We start from the raw sequence: 19181 nt of genomic DNA on the forward strand, positions 1-19181 counted from the left end.
GACGCGTCGCTGGCGATTTTATTTCACAAATGCTTACTTCACCGTCCGGACATTGCCGAGGCGGCAAGGGATCAGCCCGTCTGCGCGACCGGCTGCGGCACCGGCCGGATCTGGTTGCGCCCGCCTTCCTTCGCCTCGTACAGCATGGCGTCGGCGCGCAGGAACAGTTCGTTCTCGCTGCGGTATGCCGGAAACGCGGCCAGGCCGCCGCTGAACGAGAAGTGGCGCACGTCGCCCGGCTTGACTTCGAACGCGGCGGCGCCGAACGCCTGGCGCATCGCATCCAGCCGGCGCCAGCCCTGCTCCAGCGTGCAATCCCAGAACACGACGACGAATTCCTCGCCGCCGAACCGGCTCAGCAAATCGGCCTCGTCCATGCGCGCCGCCAGCGTCAGCGACAGGCGCTTGATGACGATGTCGCCGAAATAATGGCCCCAGGTATCGTTGATCGTCTTGAACTTGTCGATGTCGATCACGCCCAGGCACAGCGGCTTGCCTTCCAGCAGGGCGCGGCAGATGAGGGACTGGGTCTTCTGCTGCAGGCCGATCTTGTTCAGCAGGCCGGTCGCGCGGTCCTTGCCGATCAGGTCGCGGCTGATGCGGATCTTGTCGGCGCGGTTGAGCAACTGGCGGGCCAGCAGGTCGGGATCGTCCATCGCGAGCAGCGCGTCGAATCCGCTGTCGAGCGCGCGCCGGGCCTGGGCCGGATCGGCCCGGCGTTGCAGCAGCGTGATCTCGCGCACGGGGTCCGCTTCGATATTGCGCTTGAGCACGCGCACGACGGCTTCCGTCCGTTCGTATTCCTCGTCCGTGATGAGGACGATGTCGGGCCGCAGGTCCTTCACGCGCAGGTGCAGCGTCTGGGGATCGGCGTGGTAGACGACGTCGAGGCGCTGCGCGCGCAGCGCGGCCTCGTCCCACCCCGGCGGCGCGCCCAGCATGGTCACGCGCACGACGTCGGCGCGCTTCTGCTGCACGAACAGGTTGAACAGCTTGTCGACGAGGACGTCGTTGGCGATCGGTTTTTCCGCATACGCGAGGCAGTTGCTGTCGACGAGGCGCTGCTGCAACGCGAACCGGCCGCCCTGGCGCTCGCTCTGCAGGTACACGTAGCGGCGGTCGCCCGGCAGGCGCTGCAACAACTCGCCCAGCAGCAGGGTCTTGCGTGCCGCCAGCATGTCGGACTGCATGTTGTACAGCGCATCGAGGTCGATCAGGTACAGGCTGTCGCCGGCGTCGCGCTCGACGGCCGCCACGAAATCGCTGAGTTCGTGGAAAAAGCGGATGTCGAAGTCGTATTTATGGGCGTGCAGGCGCAGTTCGTCACAATTGTCCTTGATGAAAAAGCGGTGTGACAAGAACAACACATGATTCTTGTATAACGAGATGTCCCCTGCCATGTGTTACACGCCTTCAAGATGGTTGAAGCGGAATGCGTAGCGCCAACCTCCAGTATGCCTTCGTTTACGCCATGCATAAGTACAAACACCGGTTTTTTTGGCGCTGCAGGCCCGATTTTGCGTGTTATCAGGAAAATACGTTGTGTAGCAACAAAATCAAGCCCGGCGACCGGCCAGGCTGCCGAGCTTGTCCGGATTGCGGACCACATAGATCGCGGCGATACGCCCGTCCTCGATGTGGATCGACGTGACCGCATCGGGCACACCATTGCGCCAGGTCAACACGCCCGGCATGCCGTTGACCGTGACGATGTCGTGCCGGGTGTCGATGTCCGACCATTTGCGCTCGATGCCGGCGACGAGGCGGCCGACCCGGTCCGCGCCGAACACCTGCTTGACCGCCGTCTTGGCCTTGCCGCCGCCGTCGCCCGTGTACGTGGCGTCCGCCGCCAGCAGCGCCTGGACCCGGGCCGGATCGGCCGAGCGCGACGCCTGCACGAAGCGGCCCAGCAATTCCAGGTGCAGCTCGCGGTTGACGGCGAACCGCGGACGCTCCGCGCGCACGCGCTCGCGCGCCCGCTGCAGCACCTTGCGGCAGGCCGCTTCGGTCTTGCCGACCATCGCTGCGACTTCGGCATAATCGAAGTCGAACACCTGGTGCAGCAGGAACACGGCGCGCTCCTCCGGCGCCAGCCGTTCGAGCATCAGCATGAAGGCCGTCGACAGGTCGCCGGCCGCTTCCAGTGCGCTTTCGGGCGACTCGACCGTCTGTTCCAGCAGCGGTTCCGGCAGCCATGGCCCGACATAATGTTCGCGCTCCGTGATCGCGCCGCGCAGGCGGTCGATCGACAGCCGTGTGACGACGGTGACGAGCCAGGCCTCCGGCGTGTGCGCGGCGACGCCGCCGCCGTTCTGCCAGCGCAGCCAGGCTTCCTGGACGATGTCCTCGGCGTCGGCGCGGATGCCGAGCATGCGGTAGGCGATCCCGAACAGGCGCGGGCGCAGGCGGACGAAGGTGGCGGTCGCCGGGGCGGCGACGGCGGGGGCAGGTGCGGTCGAGGTATCCATATCCATTAGACGGACGGGTGGCCCGTCTTGTGACAGGCCGTCCATGGATTGTAAGCCCGGGCGGCGCCTGCGCTACCTGGCAGGATGAACGTCTTGCGGGGGCGCCGTCAGGTCGACCCGCACGCGGCATCCGACGGCGTGCGGGCATGCGACTTTCCCGGCCGCACCCGCATCGGTGCGCGCGGCGCGTCGAGGCGCACCGGGGTCAGCGTGCCGGCATAGGGTGCCATGTCGGGGTCGATCTCGACCGGCCCGCCCGCGCGCGCCGCGCCCGCGAGGAACGCGCCGATGGCGATGCGGACGATCATCCGGTTGCCCGGCTCCGCCTTCAGGCTCATCTTCTTATTGAAGTAGAGAAATGTACACGACACCCCGGCAGCCGTGGTGATGTCGACTTTCTTCGGCAGGGAAAACCCGTAACGGCCCGTCGCCCACAGCTTGACGACACAGGTCCCGTGCTCCGATGACGAAAAAGTAAAGTTCATGCGGCAATGCTAAACGCCGCAAGACATCTGTACGTTTCAAATTTGTGCCAAACCGTAACGGCTGGAACATCTCTTTCCGCATCACATCTTCATTTCGACATTCAGGCCGACGCGCGTGGCGCCCCGCTGCCAGCTGGCCTGGCGCGACAATCCGCCCGCATCCTCGTACGCACTTTCGGACGTGCCGTCCATGCCGAGGATGTTGTTGAGGGTCAGGCGCAGTTGCACATGGGGGTCGAGCTTCCACGCGGCGTACGCGTCGACGTCGCGCCGCGTCTGCTGGCGGCGGCTCTGCGCCTCCGACACGCGCACCCAGCCGCCCTGCTGGTACGCCATGCTGGCGCCGAAGCTGAGCCGGTCGCGCCGGTAGTCGAGGCCGACGTTCGCCGACATCGGCGTCTGCGCATCGAGGCGGTTGGCGGGGCCGGGCACGACCGCGACCTCCGACCAGTTGCGGGTCACGGCGGCGCGCATGTCGAAGCCGGCCGCCGCCGGGCTCACCATGCGCAGCGGCAGCTTGACCTCCGCCTCCAGCGAATGCACGCGCGCGTCGCCGTCGTTCAGCGGGCGGTAGATCCAGCGGCCGTCCGGATCGAGGTCCAGGCGCGTGCGGATATAGTCGCTGATGAGGCGCTGGCTGCCGCTCACGGACACCATCGCACCCTCGGGCCAGTACTGCTCGAATGCGACGTCGACGCCGTTCGCCAGCTCCGGCCTCAAGTCCGGATTGCCGCTGGAATCGGGGCTGAAGCGCGTGTTCAGCGCCGCCAGGTAGCGGCGCGCGGTCAGCTGGTCGACGGTGGGCGCCTTGTACGTGCGCGTGAGCGCGAGGCGCACCTGGCGCCCGCTCTTGTCGGGGAATTTGTACAGCGTCTGGGCAACGGGGCTCAGTACGTGGCTGCGCGACGCCGCCGCCGCCATGCCGGTCGCCGCGCTGTCCGTGCGCACGCCTTCCCAGCGGCCGCCCAGGTACATCGACAACTGCTTCGTGACGCTCCACTCGTCCTGCACGAACGCGGCCAGCCGCGTGACTTCCGGCTGGTAACTTTCGACGACGTGCGTCCCGGGCGCATCGTCCTGGCGGTCGCGCCGGTCGCGCGTGTCGTCGTTGCGCTGGCGGCTCGCGTCGACGCCGGTCGCCAGCGCGTGGCCGTCGAACAGCGAACGGGTGAACTTGCCGCGCAACGACGTGCGGCGCGGACGGACCACGGTGTCCCAGTCGCGCGCCAGGTGGTGGGCCCGGCCGGCGGAAAAATAGTCGGTGACGTTGTCGTTGTCGTCGCGGCTGCGCTCGCCCGCCAGGGTCAGCTCGAGCTTGCCGCCGCCGACCTTCGCGATCCAGCCGATTTCCCCGCGCATCATCCACTGGTCGCCCGACGTCCGGCCCGGCATGTCGATCCAGTCCGGGTCGCCGAACGCGCCCACGAGGACATCGTTGTGCGACACGCCCGACCACGCGTGGCTGCTCGCCTGCAGGCCGGCCGACAGATTCAGCTCGTTCGTGTCGTCGATCTTCCAGTTCAGGCGCGGGAACAGCACGATGCCGCGGTAGGCGCCGCCGCCGCGGTAGTTCGACAGGCGCGCCTGCGCGAGCTGGCCGTCCGGCTGCGTCATGCGGTCCGAGCCGCGCGAATAAAAATCGTTGTGGCCGCCGAACGCCGTCCCGTTCACGAAGTACGACAGGTTGCCCACCTTCTCGCCCCAGGTGCCGCCGACCGTGCCGCTGCGCTGCAGTGTCGACCGCGTCGCGTTCAGGCGCAGGTCGCGCTGCGGCTTGCTGACGACCTTGCGCAGCACGATGTTGATGGTGCCGGCGATCGCCTGCATCGAATACTCGGCGCTCGCCGCGCGGATCACTTCGATGCGCTCGATCTGGTCCGGCGTGAGCGCATCCAGCGAAAAGCCGGGCGGCGGGCGGTCGCCGTTCACCAGGATCTGCGTATAGCCCGCGCCCAGGCCGCGCATGCGGATCGTCTTGCCGGTGACCGTGACGCCCGGCGCGCGTTTCAGCACGTCGAAGATGTTGTCGTCGCCGTATTTGCGGATCTCTTCGGCGGACAGCACCGTCTTGCTGGCCGTGTCGTCGCGGCGCGGATCGTAGTCGGCGGCGGCGCCCTTCACTTCCACGCGCTGGATGGTCTTGTCCTTGTCCTTGACCTTGTCCTTGCCCTTGTCCGGACCCGCGGCCTTGGCGTCGCCCTGCGGCGTCATTTGTGCGAACCCGGCGGCGGGGCCGAGCAACACGGCGGCGAGGGCGAGGCGGAGGGCTGTCGGATGCATGTCGAAGTGGTGGATGATTGCGTCAATACGCAGGGCGGTGGCAGCGGATGCGCAGGTTGGTTCGATAAACTTATCAATTATGCGGAACCATGGCGGTGCTCGTCAAACGTGGGGGTGTGGCGCACGACGCGCGCGCACTCTTGATTTAGCGAAATATCCGTTCCACCAAGATATAATCGGGCAGCCATGCTCCTGCGCCGCCTCTATCCGTTGCTGCTCGCCCTGATGCTGTTCGCGGCAGGCGGTCCCGCGTCCGCCGGCACCACGTACACGTTCGGCGGCGGCACCGTCGCCGGCTGCCCCCTGTCGGGCGCGATCTATACCTGCGCCAGCCTGCCGCTGACGGCCTGGGACGACGACATGGTGATCGCCAGCGGCTATACCGTGAAGATCACGTCGGACGTCAATTTCGGCTACAACCACAGCCTCAAGATGAGCGGCAGCGCGGTACTGTCCAGCACGGGCGACCTGAACATCGGCGGTATCGCACCCAACAACCTGAACATCACGGGCGGCACGCTCATCGCGGGCGACACGTTCAGCGTGGGTGCCCAGAACCAGACGCTGACGGCCGACATCCAGGCGGTGACGGCGAACCTCGGCACGGGTTCCACGCTCAACCTCACCGGCAGCGTCACGGCGACGGGCACCGTCAACGTCGCCTCCCACGCCACGATCAACGGCGCCATCAGCGGCGCGACGGTCAACACCAACTCGCCCGTCACGCTCAAGGGCGACGTCGTCGCCACCCGGTCGTTCACGCTCGCGTCGGGCAGCACGGTCAAGGGCAACGTGACGGCGCCCATCGTCAGCCTGTTCGCGTCGAGTTCCACCGTCACCGGCAACATCACGGCCACGACGTCGCTGCAGTTGGGCTCTTCGGTTGCCGTGACGGGCGACGTCGACGTCGGCACGCTGACGCTCGATTCGTCCGACGCCATCATCAACGGCAACGCGACCATCGACAGCGGCGTATTCAACTGGCACGGCCGGGTCACGCAGACCGTCTACTGCCGGGGCGGCACCGCCAACGGCAAGTGCGACTGCATCACGAACAACAGCGGCTACAACGTGAACACGGCAAACGGCCCGCACTGCCACGGCAACGCGGTCGCGCTGGACCACTATCTGATCGCGTACGAACCGACGGGCAGCGTGTGCGCGCCGTCGACCGTGACGATCACCGCATGCGCCAACGCCGCCTGCTCCGCGACGTACGGCGGCGGCGCCAACGTCACCCTCGCGCCGACGGGCCTGGCAGTGGCGATTCCCGCGTCCGGCGTCGCCTCGGCGGCCGTGACGTGGACGCAGGCCGGCACCAACACGCTCGGAGTGACCGGCGCGCCGACGGCGTGCATCCGCAACGGCGACACCGCGCCGGGCGCCGATTGCAAGGTCGCCGTGGCCAGTTCGGCGTACACGATGACGACGAACGGCGCGGCGTTCTACGCGGAGGCGACGGCGCCGCACACGACGCCGACGCTCACCCTCGCGGCCGTGCGCTACGACGCCAGATCGAACGCCTGCGTACCGCTGTTTAACAACACGACGCGCAACGTCAACTTCAAGTGCTACTACGCCAACCCCACGGGCGGCACGGTCCCCGTACGCCTGAACGGCAAGGCGCTCAACGACGGCACGGTCGCCACCTGCGACAACACCGGACTGACGCTGGCGCTGTCCTTCGATGCGAACGGCAAGGCGGCGCTGCCCATGCAGTACGCGGACGCCGGCGCCGTGACGGTGGAGGCGACCGACACCGGCAGCGGCAGTCCGGGCAAGGCGAGCGTCACGGCGACGTTCGTCCCCGCGAAGTTCAAGATCGCGCTGCCGGGTGCGCCCTACGTGGCGGGCCAACCATTCGCCACGACGGTCACGGCCCAGAACGACGCCAACGGCACGACGGGCAATTTCGGCAAGGAGTCGCCGGCCCAGACGGTCAAACTGTCCGCCGCGGCCTGCCGGCCGAACAATAACAACGGCCTGCTCGCCACCACGCCGGCACTCAAGAACGGCGTGGTGACCTTCCAGACGCAGTGGAGCGAGGTGGGCAACATCGATCTCGTGGCGAGCCTCGACGGCGGCAATTATCTCGGCAGCGGCATGGCGCCGGGCGCCTCGTCGACCAATGTGGCGACGAGCGGCTGCACCGGCGCCGCCGGCCCGTTCAACCCCGCCTACTTCACGTTCGGCATCGATCCGGCCTGGAAGCGCACCGCGACCATCGCCGGCGGCACGACGCCACAGTACTATTCGGGCGAACCCGCGATCAAGCTGACGGTCACGGCACGCAACCTGCAGAACGGCGTCACCCAGAACTACGCCGGCACCGTCGCGCACGACCTCGTCTTCACCGCGATCGACCCCGCGGGCGGCGCGCTCACGGGCGCCGCCGGCAAATTCAGCCGCTCGACGGGTTATCCGGCCAGCGACCTGACCGGCACCGCGCAGGTCCGCGCCCAGGACTTCGGCGCCAACGGCGACGCGCCCGGCACGGCCACGTGGACCGGCAGCTTCACGTTCGCGACGTCGCCGAGCGCGCAGACGCGCCTGCGCGTGCGCGCGACCGAAGTCTCGTCGCTGCCGTACCCGGCCAGTTCGGCGACGATTCCGGCCACGGTCACGACCGGCGTCGAGCCCACGCTGCTGATCCGCAGCGGCCGCGTGCGCATGCCGAACCGCTTCGGCGGTACCGGCATGCCGCTCAAGATTCCCGTCTCGCTCGAATACTACACGGGCCAGACCTGGGTGCTGAACGCCGAAGACTCGACCACTACCATCCCACCCGGCGCGGTGTCGGTAGGTATGGGCGTGGGCACGATCGCGACCGGGCTCACGGGATTCGCGAACGGCAGCGCCACACTCACCCTGACGCCGTCCGCGGGGTCCAACCGCGGCAGCATCCCGTTCGCGCTGAACCTGGGCAAGGACAGCGCCAACACCTCGTGCTACGCCGACAAGCCGGCGATGACGGCCAGCACGGGCGCGGTCGTACCCTTCCTGCGCAGCGTCGATTCGTCGTGCGCCGCATTGGGCGCCGTCGACCCCTCCGCCATGGCCACCTTCGGCGTCTACGCGCCCGAGACCAAGCGCATCATCCACATGCGCGAGGTGTTCCGGTGAACGGCCGCGCGCGCGCATCCGGCTTCACGATGGTCGAACTGGTCGTCGTGATGATCCTCATCGGCGTGCTGGCCGCCATCGGCATCCCGCGCCTGCTGGGCGACAAGAACATGGAGGCCGCGGTGTTCGGCGACCAGGTGGTCAGCGGCCTGCGGCGCGCGCAAAAGATCGCGACCGGGCACCGCCGCGTCGTGTGCGCGAGCGTCGGGCCCAAGGCCGTGATCCTGCGCCTGAACGCGTGCGGCAGCGCCGGCGTCGCGCTGACCGGCCTGGACGACGGCGACTTCGCGACGACCGACAGCGTCCTGACCGTCACGACGGCGACCCTGTTCTTCCAGCCGGACGGCCGCATCACGACCGACGCCGCGGGCACGACGGCCGTCGCCGCCGGCACCATCGCCGTCACGGGTAACCTGAACGGCGCACCCACCACTTTCCGCACCATCCACGTGGAAGGAACGACCGGCTATGTCGAATAGATTCACGCGCCGCGCCGGCGTCACGCTGATCGAACTGATCGTCGCCCTCGTCATCGTGGGCGTGGCGCTGGCCGGCATGGTCGCCGTGTACACGGCCACGACGCGCTCCAGCGTCGACCCCGTGATCGTCCAGCAGATGCAGGCGATCGCCGACAACATGATGGAAGAGATCCTGATGAAACCATTCGCGCCACCGGAAGGGTCCACCGTGACGGCGGCGTCGGGCCGGGTCAATTACGACCAGGTGAGCAACTACGACGGCTACGGCCAGGGCCTCACGGGAATCCGCGACGTCGAAGGCAACGTCATCCCCGGCCTGGAGCGGTACACGGTCCTCGTCAGCGTCAAGCAAGCCGCGCTGGGCAACATCCCGAGCAAGGACGCGCTGCGCGTCATCGTGACCGTGACCGCGCCCGGGGCCGACCCGAACCTGCCGCAACCCATCGTGCTGACCGGCTGGAGGACCAACCCATCATGACCCGCCAGCGCGGCTTCACCCTCGTCGAACTGATCGTCGTGATGGTCGTCGTCGGCGTCATCGCCGGCGTCATGGTCCTGCAGATCCGGCCGGCGATGCAGTCCTATCTCGCCATCCGCCAGCGCGCCAACCTCACGAGCCAGGCCGACGCGGCGCTGCGGCGCATCGTCGCGGAAGTGCATGCGGCCGTGCCGAATTCGCTGCGCTACACGTGGGGGTCGCAGCAGCAGCAGGCGCAGTGCATCGAATTCGTGCCGACCGAGGACGGCGGGCGGTTCAGGACGGCAGCGGATTACAGCGATCCGGCCACGCACCCGACGGGCGCCGGCAACGCCATGGTGTCCGGCGCGGCCACGAACAAGTTCGACGTGCTGACGTCCCTCGGCCCGTCCGTTGCGCAGGGCGACCTGATCGTGGTGGGCAACATCAACCGCGACGACGCCTACGACGCCACGAAGGTCGGCATCGTCGATTCGGTCGCCGGCCAGACGATGGCCGGCACGCGGATGCTGGCCAGGCATACGATCACGCTCAGGGCGGCAATGACCGTTCCGGCCGGCTACGATGGCGGCCGTTTCGTCGTGGTGCCGCACAGCGAACCGGCCGTGACCTACACGTGCACGAATCCCGGCACCGACGCCAACGGCACGGGCACCGGCACGATCTACCGCGTCACCGGCTACACGCCCAGCACCACGCCGTGGAAGACCTGCCCGACGGGGCCCGCGATCCTCGTCACCAAGGTCAGCGACTGCAATATCCTGTATCACGAAAGCGAAGGCGCCACGCAGCAGAGCGGCTACCTGCAGCTGCGCCTCGGGCTCGCGGACGGCGGCGAAGCGGCGCGCCTGACGATGGGCGCCCACGTGGAGAACGCGCCATGACGGCCCGGCGCGCCGGCGGCTTCGCCTACATCGCGGCCATCGTGTTCCTCGTCGTCCTGGCCGGTTTCGCGCTCGCGGCGCTGCGCCTGTCCGAGTCGGCGCAGGTCACCGTCAACCAGGCGCTCCTGGGCGCGCGCGCGAACCAGGCGGCCCGCGCCGGACTGGAATGGGCGTTCTACCAACTGAAGACACCGAACGCCGCCTGCACGGCAGTCACCGCCGCGCCGCCGGACTTCGTCGCCGAAACCGGCTACCGGGTCACCCTGGGGTGCGACATGCAGACCTATTTCGAAGGCCAGACACCGGCCGGCCCCCCCCTGGAGAAACACATCTTCCAGCTCGACGCCACGGCCTGCAACATCGGCAGCGCGTGCACGCCCACGAATCCCGGCGTCACGAGCCCGGACTTCATCGAGCGCAAGCGCAGCGCGTCAATCTGCGTGACCGTGGACGGCGCCGACTGTTACTGACGGGGATTCCATGTCGCTCACCGCACTCGACGCACTGCTGACGGACGCGCGCTCGCGCCGCATCGAGGGGTGGCGCCGCGGCGCCGTCGAATTCCTGGTGTTCGGGATCAAGGAAGCGCGGGCGTGCCTGTTCGCCGGGCTGTTTTTCGCGAGCGTGCTGCTGGTGCCGCGCGCCGGCCTGTTCGGCGTGCCGCGCTACGACGTGCTGCTCGTGGCGGCGCTGGCGATCCAGGCATGGATGCTCATGAGCGGCCTGGAGACCCGTGACGAACTCAAGGCGATCTGCCTGTTCCACGCGCTCGGCTTCGCGCTGGAGGCGTTCAAGACGTCCGGCGGCGTGCATTCATGGAGTTATCCCGACTTCGCGTACACCAAGGTCATGGGCGTGCCGCTGTTTTCCGGCTTCATGTACGCGGCCGTGGGCAGCTACATCATCCAGGCGTGGCGCCTGCTCGACCTGCGCGTGCGGCATCATCCGCCGTACTGGATGGCCGCGCTGGTGGCGGTGCTGATCTACGTGAATTTTTTCACGCACCACGTGCTCGGGGATGCGCGCTGGTACCTGGCGGCCGTCGCGCTCGGGCTGTACGCGCGCACGACGGTCAGCTTCCGCCCGCTGGACCGCGAGCGCCGCATGCCGTTGCTGCTGGGTTTCGTGCTGACCGGGTTCTTCATCTGGCTGGCGGAGAACCTCGGCACGTTCTGGGGATTGTGGCGCTATCCGAACCAGCTGGGCGCCTGGTCGGCGGTCCACGTCAGCAAGTGGAGTTCGTGGTCGCTACTGGTCATCATGACGTTCACGATCGTGGCCAACCTCAAGCACGTCAAAGCGCGGATACATGTGCCAGAGTCGTGACGCCCTTGGCGAAGGCCATGGCGACGGGCAAGGCACACAGCACGAGCATCACGCCGATGCGCACGCGGCGCGCACGCTGTTTTTGTTCCGCCAGACGCGAAACGCGGAATCCTGCATCTTTGCTCATGGAAGTCCTTTCATGCGATATGAATTAACCAATCATAATATGGAGTCGGAGAAACCCGCGACACGAATGGATTTCTCGTCGTATCCGATGCTACCCACGCAACCTAAATTGCGCGTGGGTAAAAGATCAGATTACACCTCCGCGCTATACAAATCCATGAGGTAAGTTCACACAAACGCGAATTCCGCAAAATCGTCTGTTTTTTCCCACGCTCGTGCGCGTCAGCGCGCCCCGCCGCAGGCGACGGCGGCACCGTTGGCGGCGTGCTCGCAGATCGTCGCCTGGCCGCCGCACGCGACGGCCAGGCCATCCGCCGACTTGTCGCAATAGCTCGCCTGCCCGCCGCAGGCCACGTCGTTGCCGGTCGCCGATTTGAGGCAGTAGTTGGCCATGCCGCCGCAGGCGACGCGCCGGCCGTCGGCCGACTGTTCGCAGGCCGTGGCCCGGCCGCCGCACGCGACCTGGCGACCGTCGGCGGATTTTTCGCACACACTCGCGCCGCCGCGGGCGTCCGCCGTGCGCGGATGGCTTTCCGTGGCGATCACGCAACCGCCCAGCAGCGCGGCCAGCACGCCGGCGGACAGCGCGGCACGGCAAGCGGTTTTCCAGTATCTCGACATCATCGAACATTCCTCCGGGTAAAACGTGCATCGTAACCCGGCGGCACGTCCTCATTTCTCGCGGATTGTCACAACGCTCAGCTGCGGTCGACGACGAGGGCCAGCTGGCCGTCGCGCACGACGAATTCGGATTCGCCGCGCAGCGCCAGCCGGGTGCCGGCCGGCGGGCCGCCGGGCAGGTCGATGGCCAGCTGGCCGCGCCAGGCGACCGCCGCGACGAGCGTGTCGCCGCGCGGCGCCAGCGCCGTGACGCGCTGTTCGCGTTCGGCGAACATCGTCCGCGCCTGTTCCGCCAGCACGCGGAAGGCGTCGCGGCCGTCGCTGGCCGCGGTCAGCTGCCCGCCGGACCAGTTTTCGAAGCGCACGTCGGAGCTCAGGGTCGCGAGCATGCCGTCGACATCGAAGGCGTTGTAGGCGGCCACGTAGCGCTCGATGAGCGCCAGGGCCGACGGGGCGATCGTCTGCTGGGTCATACGGTTCTCCTTGTCGTGGTTCAGGCGAAGCGCCAGGCGATGGCGGAAGCGTCGTCCGCCGTCTTGGCCGCGAGGCCGGCGGCCTCCTTGCCGGCTTCGAACGCGCGCAGCTCGTCGAGCAGCGCATCCAATCCGCGCGCGCGGCAGGCGTCGAGCAGGCTGGCATCCCCGTGCAGGCCGTAGGTGTCGACGAGGCGGTACAAGCCGTCGCTCGCGACCAGCAGCAGCGCGCCCGGCGCCGCCGTCGCCCGCGCCGTGCGCGCCGCGAACGGGCCGCGCGGCTCCAGGCACAGGACGGCCGGCCGCAGGGCCGTATTCTGTTCGTGGCGGCGCGCGCGCAGCATGGGCAGCAGGCGCGTCCAGCGCGCGGCCGGATCGAGGATGCCCTCCGCGACGAGCGCCGCGACGGCCGCCTGCGTCGCCTGTTCCTGCGGATTCTCGAACGGGTCGAGGTCGCGCACGGTGCCGTCCGGCGCCTGCAGGAGGACCTTGCTGTCGCCCAGGCAGAACAGTTCCAGCGCATGGGCGCCGGCCGCATCCGGGTCGCGCACGCGCACCCACGCGAGGGTCGCGATGGGCCACGCGTACGGCGGCACGTCCGCGCTGCCGCCGGCCGCACGGTACGCGGCGCGGGTGCCTTCCAGCGCTTCCAGCACGAGCGCGTCCTGGCTCGCATCGGCGCGCAGCACGCGGCCCAGGTCGTGCGCGAAGCGGCGCACGAACCATGCCGGATCGCTGGCGCCGGCCGCCACGCAGCGCTCCGGGGTGAGCGGCGTCGCGCCGTCCATCAGCACCAGGTCCGTGACGCCGTCGCGCTCGAACACGACGACCACGTCCTCGTTGATCCTGCCCTTGCCGGCCGCCGAAGCGAGGCTGTAGCGCATGCGTTCTCCCCGAAGTGTTGTCTGCGTTACTATAAGCGATCCCGGTGACGCACGGATGACCCCGTGTGCGGTGGATATTCGAGAGTTTGTCGTGCGGGGTTTTCGCGTACGATGCCGGACAGGCCATTCCCGGCCCGCCATCCTGAGGACCCCATGACGTTCATCGAATCCATCCAGACCTGCTTCCGGAAATACGCCACCTTCGACGGCACGGCGCGCCGGTCCGAGTACTGGTGGTTCTTCCTGTTCAACGTCATCGCCGGCTCGATCCTGGGCCAGGTCGGCACCGTGCCGTCGGTGATCTTCACGCTCGCGATGCTCCTGCCGTCGCTTGCCGTCGCCACGCGCCGCCTGCACGACACCGACCGCAGCGGCTGGTGGCAGCTGATCTGCTTCGTGCCGCTGATCGGATGGATCGTCCTGATCGTGTTCCTCGCCCAGGAAGGCAAGGCCAACCGCTACGGCGCCGCGCCGGCCTACGCGGTCTGAGGCCCGGTCACAGCAGCCGGATGCCCGGCAGGTTGCGCAGCGACGTCTCGCGCATCACCTGCACGAAATCGTCCAGGTACGCGTCGTCGCGGCCGCCGTCCCGGGCCGCCTGGCGCGTGACGGCGTACAGGCGTCCCGTCAGCCCGTCCCGCCCGATGCGCTGCTGCGCCACGTAGCCGCGCTGCAGGTAAGTCTGCACAGCCCACAGCGGCAGCGCCGCGAAACCGCGGCCGCTCGCCACCAGTTGCAGCATCGCCACCGTCAGCTCGGTCGTGCGGCGCGGCGGTTCCACGCCCGCGGGCCGCAGCACCTGGCGCACGAGATCGAGCATCTCGTCCGGCACCGGATACGTGATCAGGGTCTCGCCGGCGAAATCCGCCGCCTCCAGATGATCGCGCGCCAGCAGCGGATGGCCCAGCGGCAGGATGGCGACGATGTCGAACTCGAACAGCGGATGCACCGCGACGTCGCGCTCGTCCGCGTCGACCTCGGAGACGATGGCAACGTCGGCCCGGTCCTGGTGCAGCAGGCCGACGGGGTCGGACTGGAAGCCCGACACGATGTCCTGTTCGACTTCCGGCCAGCGCAGGCGCAGCGCGTCCATCGACGGCATCAGCCAGTCGAAGCACGTGTGGCATTCGACCGCGATGCGCAGCTTGCCGGCGCCATGGCCGCCCAGGCGGGCGACGTCGCGCTCCGCCTTTTCCACGGCCGGGATCACGGCCTGCGCCAGTTCCAGCAGGCGCCGCCCGGCCGGCGTGAACGCGACGGGCGCCGACTTGCGCTCGAACAGCGTCAGGCCGTAGAACTCTTCCAGCGCCTTCAACTGGTGCGACAGCGCCGACTGCGTCACGTTCTGCAGCGCCGCCGCGCGCGACACGCTGCCCGATTCGAGGAGGGCCAGCAGGGTGCGCAGGTGGCGCAGGTCGAGGATCGAGGTCGGCATGAGTGGAATTCATCTTTGCAGAAAAATAATTCGTTTGAATTATGCCGGCCGCCCGTCGATGATGACAAGCATTATTCATCCAGATGAGGCAACAACATGACCAAAACTCATATTCTCGGCTATCCCCGCATCGGCGCGCAGCGCGAACTGAAATTCGCGCTGGAGCGCCACTGGCGCGGCGAGATCGACGAGGCGGCGCTGGAAGCCGTTAGCGCCGGCCTGCGCGCGCGCCACTGGGCCGAGCAGCGCGCGGCGGGCCTCGACTTCGTGAGCGTGGGCGATTTCGCCCTCTACGACCAGGTGGCCGACCACGTGCTGCTGTTCGGCTGCGCGCCCGCCCGCTTCGGCTTCACCGGCGCCGAGACGCCGCTGCAGCGGCTGTTCACGCTGGCGCGCGGCGTCGCGACCGAAGCGCCCGCGGCCTGCGGCTGCGGCCACGCCCACGGCGCCCCGGCGCAAGGAAAGCCGGCGCTGGAAATGACCAAGTGGTTCGACACGAACTACCACTACCTCGTGCCGGAATTCGACGCGGCCACCCGCTTCGGCCTGGCGCCGGACCGCCTGCTGGACCAGGTTGCGCAGGCCCGTGCGCTGGGCCATCCCGTCAAGGTCACGCTGATCGGCCCCCTGTCCTTCCTGTGGCTCGGCAAGGCCAAGGACGGCGCCGACCGCCTCGCGCTGCTGGACGCCCTGCTGCCGTACTACTGCGCCCTGCTGGCGCGCCTGAAAGCGGCGGGTGCCGGCTGGGTCCAGCTGGACGAACCGATCCTCGGCCTGGATCTGCCGGGCGACTGGTCGCTCGCGTTCGAGCGCGCCTATCACCTGCTGAACGGCGCCGGCGTGCCGCTGCTGCTGGCCACGTATTTCTCGCCCCTGCAGGAAAACCTCAGCCTCGCGTGCAAGCTGCCCGTCGCCGGCCTGCACGTGGACGGCGTGCGCGCCCCGGAAGAACTGGGCCCGGTGGCGGACTGGCTGCCGGCCCACAAGGTGCTGTCGGTCGGCATCGTCGACGGCCGCAACATCTGGCGCGCCGACCTCGATGCATGCCTGGCGCGCTTGCGGCCCCTGACCGGGCGCCGCGCCGGCGAGCTGTGGCTGGCGCCGTCGTGCTCCCTGCTGCACGTGCCGTTCACGCTGGCGCACGACGCCGCCCTCGACGCCGAACTGCGCACCTGGCTGGCCGGCGCGCGCGAAAAGCTGGACGAGCTGCGCAGCCTGAAGCAGGCGCTGGACGGCACCGGGCAGCCCGCGGCACTGGCGCCGGCCCGCGCCGCGCTGGCGTCGCGCCGCGCCAGTGGGCGCGTGGCGCGGCCGGACGTCGCCGCCGCGCTGGCCGCGTTGCCGCCGGACGCCGACCGCCGCGCCGCGCCGTTTGGGCAGCGCCAGGCGGTGCAGCGCGCCCGCTACGCCCTCCCCGCGTTCCCGACGACGACGATCGGCTCGTTCCCGCAAACCGCGGCGATCCGCGCGGCGCGCGCCGCCTGGCGCCGCGGCGAATTGCCCGACGCCGACTACGACGCCGCGATGCGTGCCGAGATCGCCGATGCCGTGCGCGTGCAGGAAGACCTGGGGCTCGACGTCCTCGTGCACGGCGAGGCCGAGCGCAACGACATGGTCGAATACTTCGGCGAGCAGCTGGACGGCTTCGCGTTCAGCGCCAACGGCTGGGTGCAGTCGTACGGCTCGCGCTGCGTGAAGCCGCCGATCCTGTACGGCGACGTGCACCGTCCGGCGCCGATGACGGTGGGCTGGACCACGTATGCGCAAGGCCTCACGGAACAGCCGATGAAGGGCATGCTGACCGGCCCCGTCACCATCCTGCAATGGTCGTTCGTGCGCGACGACCAGCCGCGCGCCCTCACCTGCGCCCAGATCGCGCTGGCGATCCGCGCCGAGGCGGCCGACCTGGAACAGGCCGGCATCGGCATCGTGCAGATCGACGAGCCCGCGCTGCGCGAAGGCCTGCCGCTGCGCGCGGCCAGCCGCGCCGCCTACCTGGACTGGGCCGGCCGCGCATTCCGCATCGCCGCGAGCGGCGTCGCGGACACGACGCAGATCCACACCCATATGTGCTACGCCGAGTTCAACGACATCCTGCCGGCGATCGCCGCGCTGGACGCCGACGTCATCACGATCGAGACGAGCCGCTCGGACATGGAATTGCTGGCGGGCTTCGGCGCCTTCGCCTACCCGAACGAGATCGGCCCGGGCGTGTACGACATCCACTCGCCGCGCGTGCCCACGACGGACGACATGGTGCGCCTGCTGCGCAAGGCGGCCGCCGTCATTCCGGCGGGGCGGTTGTGGGTGAACCCGGACTGCGGGCTCAAGACGCGCGCCTGGCCGGAGACCGAGGCGGCGCTGCGCAACATGGTGGCGGCGGCGCGGGTGCTGCGCGCGGAATCGCGCACCGCGTAGGGTGGACACCCCGCGCCCACGCGTAACGCCAACGTATCGCGCCCGTCACGCGTGTGCACAGGGGTGCACACCCTACGCCGGGCGGATGCCGCGCGTCGTGAAATACGCTTCGAGCGTGTCGCGGTCGGCCGCGCGGTCCACCAGCGCGACGTAGGCATCCGGCCGCACGAGATAAGCCGCGTCGCGCGTGAGGCCGGCCGCCTGGCAGGCGTCGCACCAGTCGTAGCGGTACAGCGCCATGCCGCGGCCCGCGCACCACGTTTCCAGCGCCGGATGCACGGTGCCGTACACGTGCACCTGCCACGCGATGGCGGACAGCGGCTCGTGGTTGTCCGGGCCGCCGTAGCCCGTCCACGGGAGCCGGTCGCCGCCGCGCACGTGGCCGACGTGGCCGGCAGACAGCGGGCTGTCGGGATAATGGATGCCCGTCTGCGACAGCACGCGGAACATGAAGGACCGGATCGGATCGATGCCGTAGGCGGCCGACGCGAACAGCGGCGCGATGCGGGTGCGGACGAAGTCGGCGAAGCCGCCCTCGGCAATGACGAACGAAAACACGCGGTCCGTCGTCTCGACCAGCTTGCGGGCGAACGCCTTGCGCTCGGCCTCGTAGCTGTCGACGAGGCTGTCCGGCGCGCGGCCCTGCAGCACGTGCGCGAGTTTCCAGGCCAGATTGACGGCATCGCCGATCCCGGTGTTCATGCCCTGGCCGCCGGCCGGGCTGTGCACGTGGGCCGCGTCGCCCAGCAGCAGCGCGCGTCCGGACCGGTAATGGCCGGTGACGCGGTGGTGCACGCGGTACGTGGAAAACCAGTTGACGCGCTCGATCGTCAAGCCGAGGCTGGAAATGGCGCGCTGGCGCACGTCGTCGAACTCGAGGTCGCGCCCCAGCTTCGCCGCGTCGTCGCGCACGGCGCCGATCAGGCGCGCGCTGCCCTTCTCGTCGTAGGCGAACAGCGCGGCGAAATCGCCGTCTTCCAGCGACAGGTGGATTTCGCCGTTCGCGGACGGCCCCGTCACGTCGACGTCGGCGACGTAGAACGTGTGCTCGTACGTGCCGCCCTCGAAACCGGCGCCCAGCTGGTGCCGCACGATCGAATGGGCGCCGTCGCAGCCGGCCAGCCAGGCCGCCTTGCAGATCGACTCGCCCGCGGGCCCGCGCAGGCGCGCGACCACGCCTTCCGCATCCTGCTCGAAGCCCACCAGCTCCGTGTTGCGCTCCACGTGCACGCCCGCTTCTTCGAGCCGGCGCACGAGGACGCGTTCGTGGCGGTCCTGCGGGTAGATCAGCACGAACGGATAGGGTGTCAGCTCGCGGCCGGCGTCGCGGAACGACAGGCGCGCGCGCCGTTCGCCCTTGACCCACATGTTGATGGCCGGGTTGCGCAGCCCGCCTTCCACGATCTCGTCCGCCAGGTCGAGCTGGCGGTACAGTTCCAGGGTGCGGGCCTGCACGGCCATCGCGCGCGAGCTGGTGCCGGGGCCCGCGCTGCGGTCCACGATCCGCACCTTCACACCCTGGCGCACGAGCCACAGGGCCAGTACGAGGCCGGTCGGTCCGGCGCCCGCGATCAATACTTCGGTATCGTCCACAATCGCCTCCGCTTCACAGAGTTGATGACAGGAATGCGCCGCCGCATGCGGCGCACCGCAACGATACAGGAGTATGCCGGGCACGTCGCGCCGGAATCCGCTTGCCGG

General features: G+C 68.9%; 18 protein-coding genes. 8 read left to right on the forward strand and 10 right to left on the reverse strand.

Annotated elements, in window-relative coordinates; translation table 11 throughout:
- Positions 1-71 precede the first annotated feature (71 nt).
- The 4 genes from ACEN9Q_RS11730 to ACEN9Q_RS11745 form a co-directional block, all read right to left on the reverse strand.
- Positions 72-1367: a GGDEF domain-containing protein gene (locus ACEN9Q_RS11730; RefSeq protein WP_495628530.1), complete on the reverse strand. Its 1296-nt coding sequence runs from the start codon at positions 1365-1367 to the stop codon at positions 72-74.
- Positions 1368-1556: 189 nt separating this feature from the next.
- Positions 1557-2468, reverse strand: a complete 912-nt coding sequence (gene sigJ / locus ACEN9Q_RS11735; RefSeq protein WP_495628531.1) for an RNA polymerase sigma factor SigJ — start codon at positions 2466-2468, stop codon at positions 1557-1559.
- A 107-nt stretch (positions 2469-2575) separates the two neighbouring features.
- The gene (locus ACEN9Q_RS11740; RefSeq protein WP_157201964.1) at positions 2576-2953 is read right to left on the reverse strand and encodes a hypothetical protein; all 378 of its coding nucleotides are present in this window, start codon (positions 2951-2953) and stop codon (positions 2576-2578) included.
- Between the two features lie 81 nt (positions 2954-3034).
- Entirely contained in the window at positions 3035-5233 is a 2199-nt protein-coding gene (locus ACEN9Q_RS11745) for a TonB-dependent receptor plug domain-containing protein (RefSeq protein ID WP_495628532.1), read from the reverse strand.
- A 186-nt stretch (positions 5234-5419) separates the two neighbouring features.
- Here ACEN9Q_RS11745 and ACEN9Q_RS11750 point away from each other — a divergent pair, with 186 nt between their 5' ends.
- Genes ACEN9Q_RS11750 through ACEN9Q_RS11775 form a run of 6 tightly spaced genes read left to right on the forward strand, consistent with a single transcriptional unit; the run spans position 5420 to position 11523 of the window.
- Positions 5420-8356, forward strand: a complete 2937-nt coding sequence (locus ACEN9Q_RS11750) for a DUF6701 domain-containing protein (RefSeq protein ID WP_495628533.1) — start codon at positions 5420-5422, stop codon at positions 8354-8356.
- Positions 8353-8835, forward strand: a complete 483-nt coding sequence (locus ACEN9Q_RS11755) for a pilus assembly FimT family protein (RefSeq protein WP_495628534.1) — start codon at positions 8353-8355, stop codon at positions 8833-8835. The genes ACEN9Q_RS11750 and ACEN9Q_RS11755 overlap by 4 nt, the downstream gene beginning before the upstream one ends.
- Positions 8825-9313 (forward strand): type IV pilus modification PilV family protein, encoded by a 489-nt coding sequence (locus ACEN9Q_RS11760; protein ID WP_056444364.1) that lies wholly within the window; start codon positions 8825-8827, stop codon positions 9311-9313. The genes ACEN9Q_RS11755 and ACEN9Q_RS11760 overlap by 11 nt, the downstream gene beginning before the upstream one ends.
- The gene (locus tag ACEN9Q_RS11765) at positions 9310-10197 is read left to right on the forward strand and encodes a prepilin-type N-terminal cleavage/methylation domain-containing protein (protein ID WP_495628535.1); all 888 of its coding nucleotides are present in this window, start codon (positions 9310-9312) and stop codon (positions 10195-10197) included. Before ACEN9Q_RS11760 ends, ACEN9Q_RS11765 begins: the two co-directional genes overlap by 4 nt.
- Positions 10194-10667, forward strand: a complete 474-nt coding sequence (locus tag ACEN9Q_RS11770) for an MSHA biogenesis protein MshP (protein ID WP_495628536.1) — start codon at positions 10194-10196, stop codon at positions 10665-10667. Before ACEN9Q_RS11765 ends, ACEN9Q_RS11770 begins: the two co-directional genes overlap by 4 nt.
- A 10-nt stretch (positions 10668-10677) precedes the next feature.
- A complete protein-coding gene (locus ACEN9Q_RS11775; protein ID WP_495628537.1) occupies positions 10678-11523 on the forward strand; it encodes a DUF817 domain-containing protein in 846 nt (281 codons plus the stop codon).
- On the opposite strand, the gene ACEN9Q_RS11780 is transcribed toward ACEN9Q_RS11775, so the two are convergent.
- The 4 genes from ACEN9Q_RS11780 to ACEN9Q_RS11795 form a co-directional block, all read right to left on the reverse strand.
- Positions 11492-11650, reverse strand: a complete 159-nt coding sequence (locus tag ACEN9Q_RS11780; RefSeq protein WP_157201963.1) for a hypothetical protein — start codon at positions 11648-11650, stop codon at positions 11492-11494. The genes ACEN9Q_RS11775 and ACEN9Q_RS11780 overlap by 32 nt on opposite strands.
- A 221-nt stretch (positions 11651-11871) precedes the next feature.
- Positions 11872-12273 (reverse strand): hypothetical protein, encoded by a 402-nt coding sequence (locus ACEN9Q_RS11785; RefSeq protein WP_056444353.1) that lies wholly within the window; start codon positions 12271-12273, stop codon positions 11872-11874.
- Between the two features lie 74 nt (positions 12274-12347).
- Positions 12348-12743, reverse strand: a complete 396-nt coding sequence (locus ACEN9Q_RS11790) for a nuclear transport factor 2 family protein (RefSeq protein WP_495628538.1) — start codon at positions 12741-12743, stop codon at positions 12348-12350.
- 20 nt (positions 12744-12763) lie between these two features.
- Complete coding sequence (locus ACEN9Q_RS11795; protein ID WP_495628539.1) at positions 12764-13627, reverse strand: hypothetical protein; 864 nt, start codon at positions 13625-13627, stop codon at positions 12764-12766.
- Between the two features lie 153 nt (positions 13628-13780).
- On the opposite strand from ACEN9Q_RS11795, the gene ACEN9Q_RS11800 reads away from it, so the two are divergent.
- Positions 13781-14116: a DUF805 domain-containing protein gene (locus ACEN9Q_RS11800; protein ID WP_495628540.1), complete on the forward strand. Its 336-nt coding sequence runs from the start codon at positions 13781-13783 to the stop codon at positions 14114-14116.
- Positions 14117-14123: 7 nt separating this feature from the next.
- Here the strand turns inward: ACEN9Q_RS11800 and ACEN9Q_RS11805 are convergent, their stop codons facing one another.
- Complete coding sequence (locus ACEN9Q_RS11805) at positions 14124-15062, reverse strand: LysR family transcriptional regulator (RefSeq protein ID WP_495628541.1); 939 nt, start codon at positions 15060-15062, stop codon at positions 14124-14126.
- Between the two features lie 96 nt (positions 15063-15158).
- On the opposite strand from ACEN9Q_RS11805, the gene metE reads away from it, so the two are divergent.
- Positions 15159-17480, forward strand: a complete 2322-nt coding sequence (gene metE / locus ACEN9Q_RS11810; protein ID WP_495628542.1) for a 5-methyltetrahydropteroyltriglutamate--homocysteine S-methyltransferase — start codon at positions 15159-15161, stop codon at positions 17478-17480.
- Positions 17481-17552: 72 nt separating this feature from the next.
- Here metE and ACEN9Q_RS11815 read toward each other — a convergent pair whose 3' ends face one another.
- A complete protein-coding gene (locus tag ACEN9Q_RS11815; RefSeq protein ID WP_495628543.1) occupies positions 17553-19073 on the reverse strand; it encodes an FAD-dependent monooxygenase in 1521 nt (506 codons plus the stop codon).
- Between the last annotated feature and the right edge of the window lie 108 nt (positions 19074-19181).

It is taken from the genome of Massilia sp. Masssp93 (assembly GCF_059491295.1).

Excerpts from the sequence above, each read along its gene's own strand:
- ACEN9Q_RS11740 (WP_157201964.1), bottom strand. The coding sequence starts at position 2,953 with ATGAACTTTACTTTTTCGTCATCGGAGCACGGGACCTGTGTCGTCAAG.
- ACEN9Q_RS11805 (WP_495628541.1), bottom strand. The coding sequence starts at position 15,062 with ATGCCGACCTCGATCCTCGACCTGCGCCACCTGCGCACCCTGCTGGCC.
- sigJ (WP_495628531.1), bottom strand. The coding sequence starts at position 2,468 with ATGGATACCTCGACCGCACCTGCCCCCGCCGTCGCCGCCCCGGCGACC.
- ACEN9Q_RS11790 (WP_495628538.1), bottom strand. The coding sequence starts at position 12,743 with ATGACCCAGCAGACGATCGCCCCGTCGGCCCTGGCGCTCATCGAGCGC.
- ACEN9Q_RS11765 (WP_495628535.1), top strand. The coding sequence starts at position 9,310 with ATGACCCGCCAGCGCGGCTTCACCCTCGTCGAACTGATCGTCGTGATG.
- ACEN9Q_RS11775 (WP_495628537.1), top strand. The coding sequence starts at position 10,678 with ATGTCGCTCACCGCACTCGACGCACTGCTGACGGACGCGCGCTCGCGC.
- ACEN9Q_RS11750 (WP_495628533.1), top strand. The coding sequence starts at position 5,420 with ATGCTCCTGCGCCGCCTCTATCCGTTGCTGCTCGCCCTGATGCTGTTC.
- ACEN9Q_RS11745 (WP_495628532.1), bottom strand. The coding sequence starts at position 5,233 with ATGCATCCGACAGCCCTCCGCCTCGCCCTCGCCGCCGTGTTGCTCGGC.
- ACEN9Q_RS11780 (WP_157201963.1), bottom strand. The coding sequence starts at position 11,650 with ATGAGCAAAGATGCAGGATTCCGCGTTTCGCGTCTGGCGGAACAAAAA.
- metE (WP_495628542.1), top strand. The coding sequence starts at position 15,159 with ATGACCAAAACTCATATTCTCGGCTATCCCCGCATCGGCGCGCAGCGC.
- ACEN9Q_RS11795 (WP_495628539.1), bottom strand. The coding sequence starts at position 13,627 with ATGCGCTACAGCCTCGCTTCGGCGGCCGGCAAGGGCAGGATCAACGAG.
- ACEN9Q_RS11760 (WP_056444364.1), top strand. The coding sequence starts at position 8,825 with ATGTCGAATAGATTCACGCGCCGCGCCGGCGTCACGCTGATCGAACTG.
- ACEN9Q_RS11785 (WP_056444353.1), bottom strand. The coding sequence starts at position 12,273 with ATGATGTCGAGATACTGGAAAACCGCTTGCCGTGCCGCGCTGTCCGCC.
- ACEN9Q_RS11770 (WP_495628536.1), top strand. The coding sequence starts at position 10,194 with ATGACGGCCCGGCGCGCCGGCGGCTTCGCCTACATCGCGGCCATCGTG.
- ACEN9Q_RS11800 (WP_495628540.1), top strand. The coding sequence starts at position 13,781 with ATGACGTTCATCGAATCCATCCAGACCTGCTTCCGGAAATACGCCACC.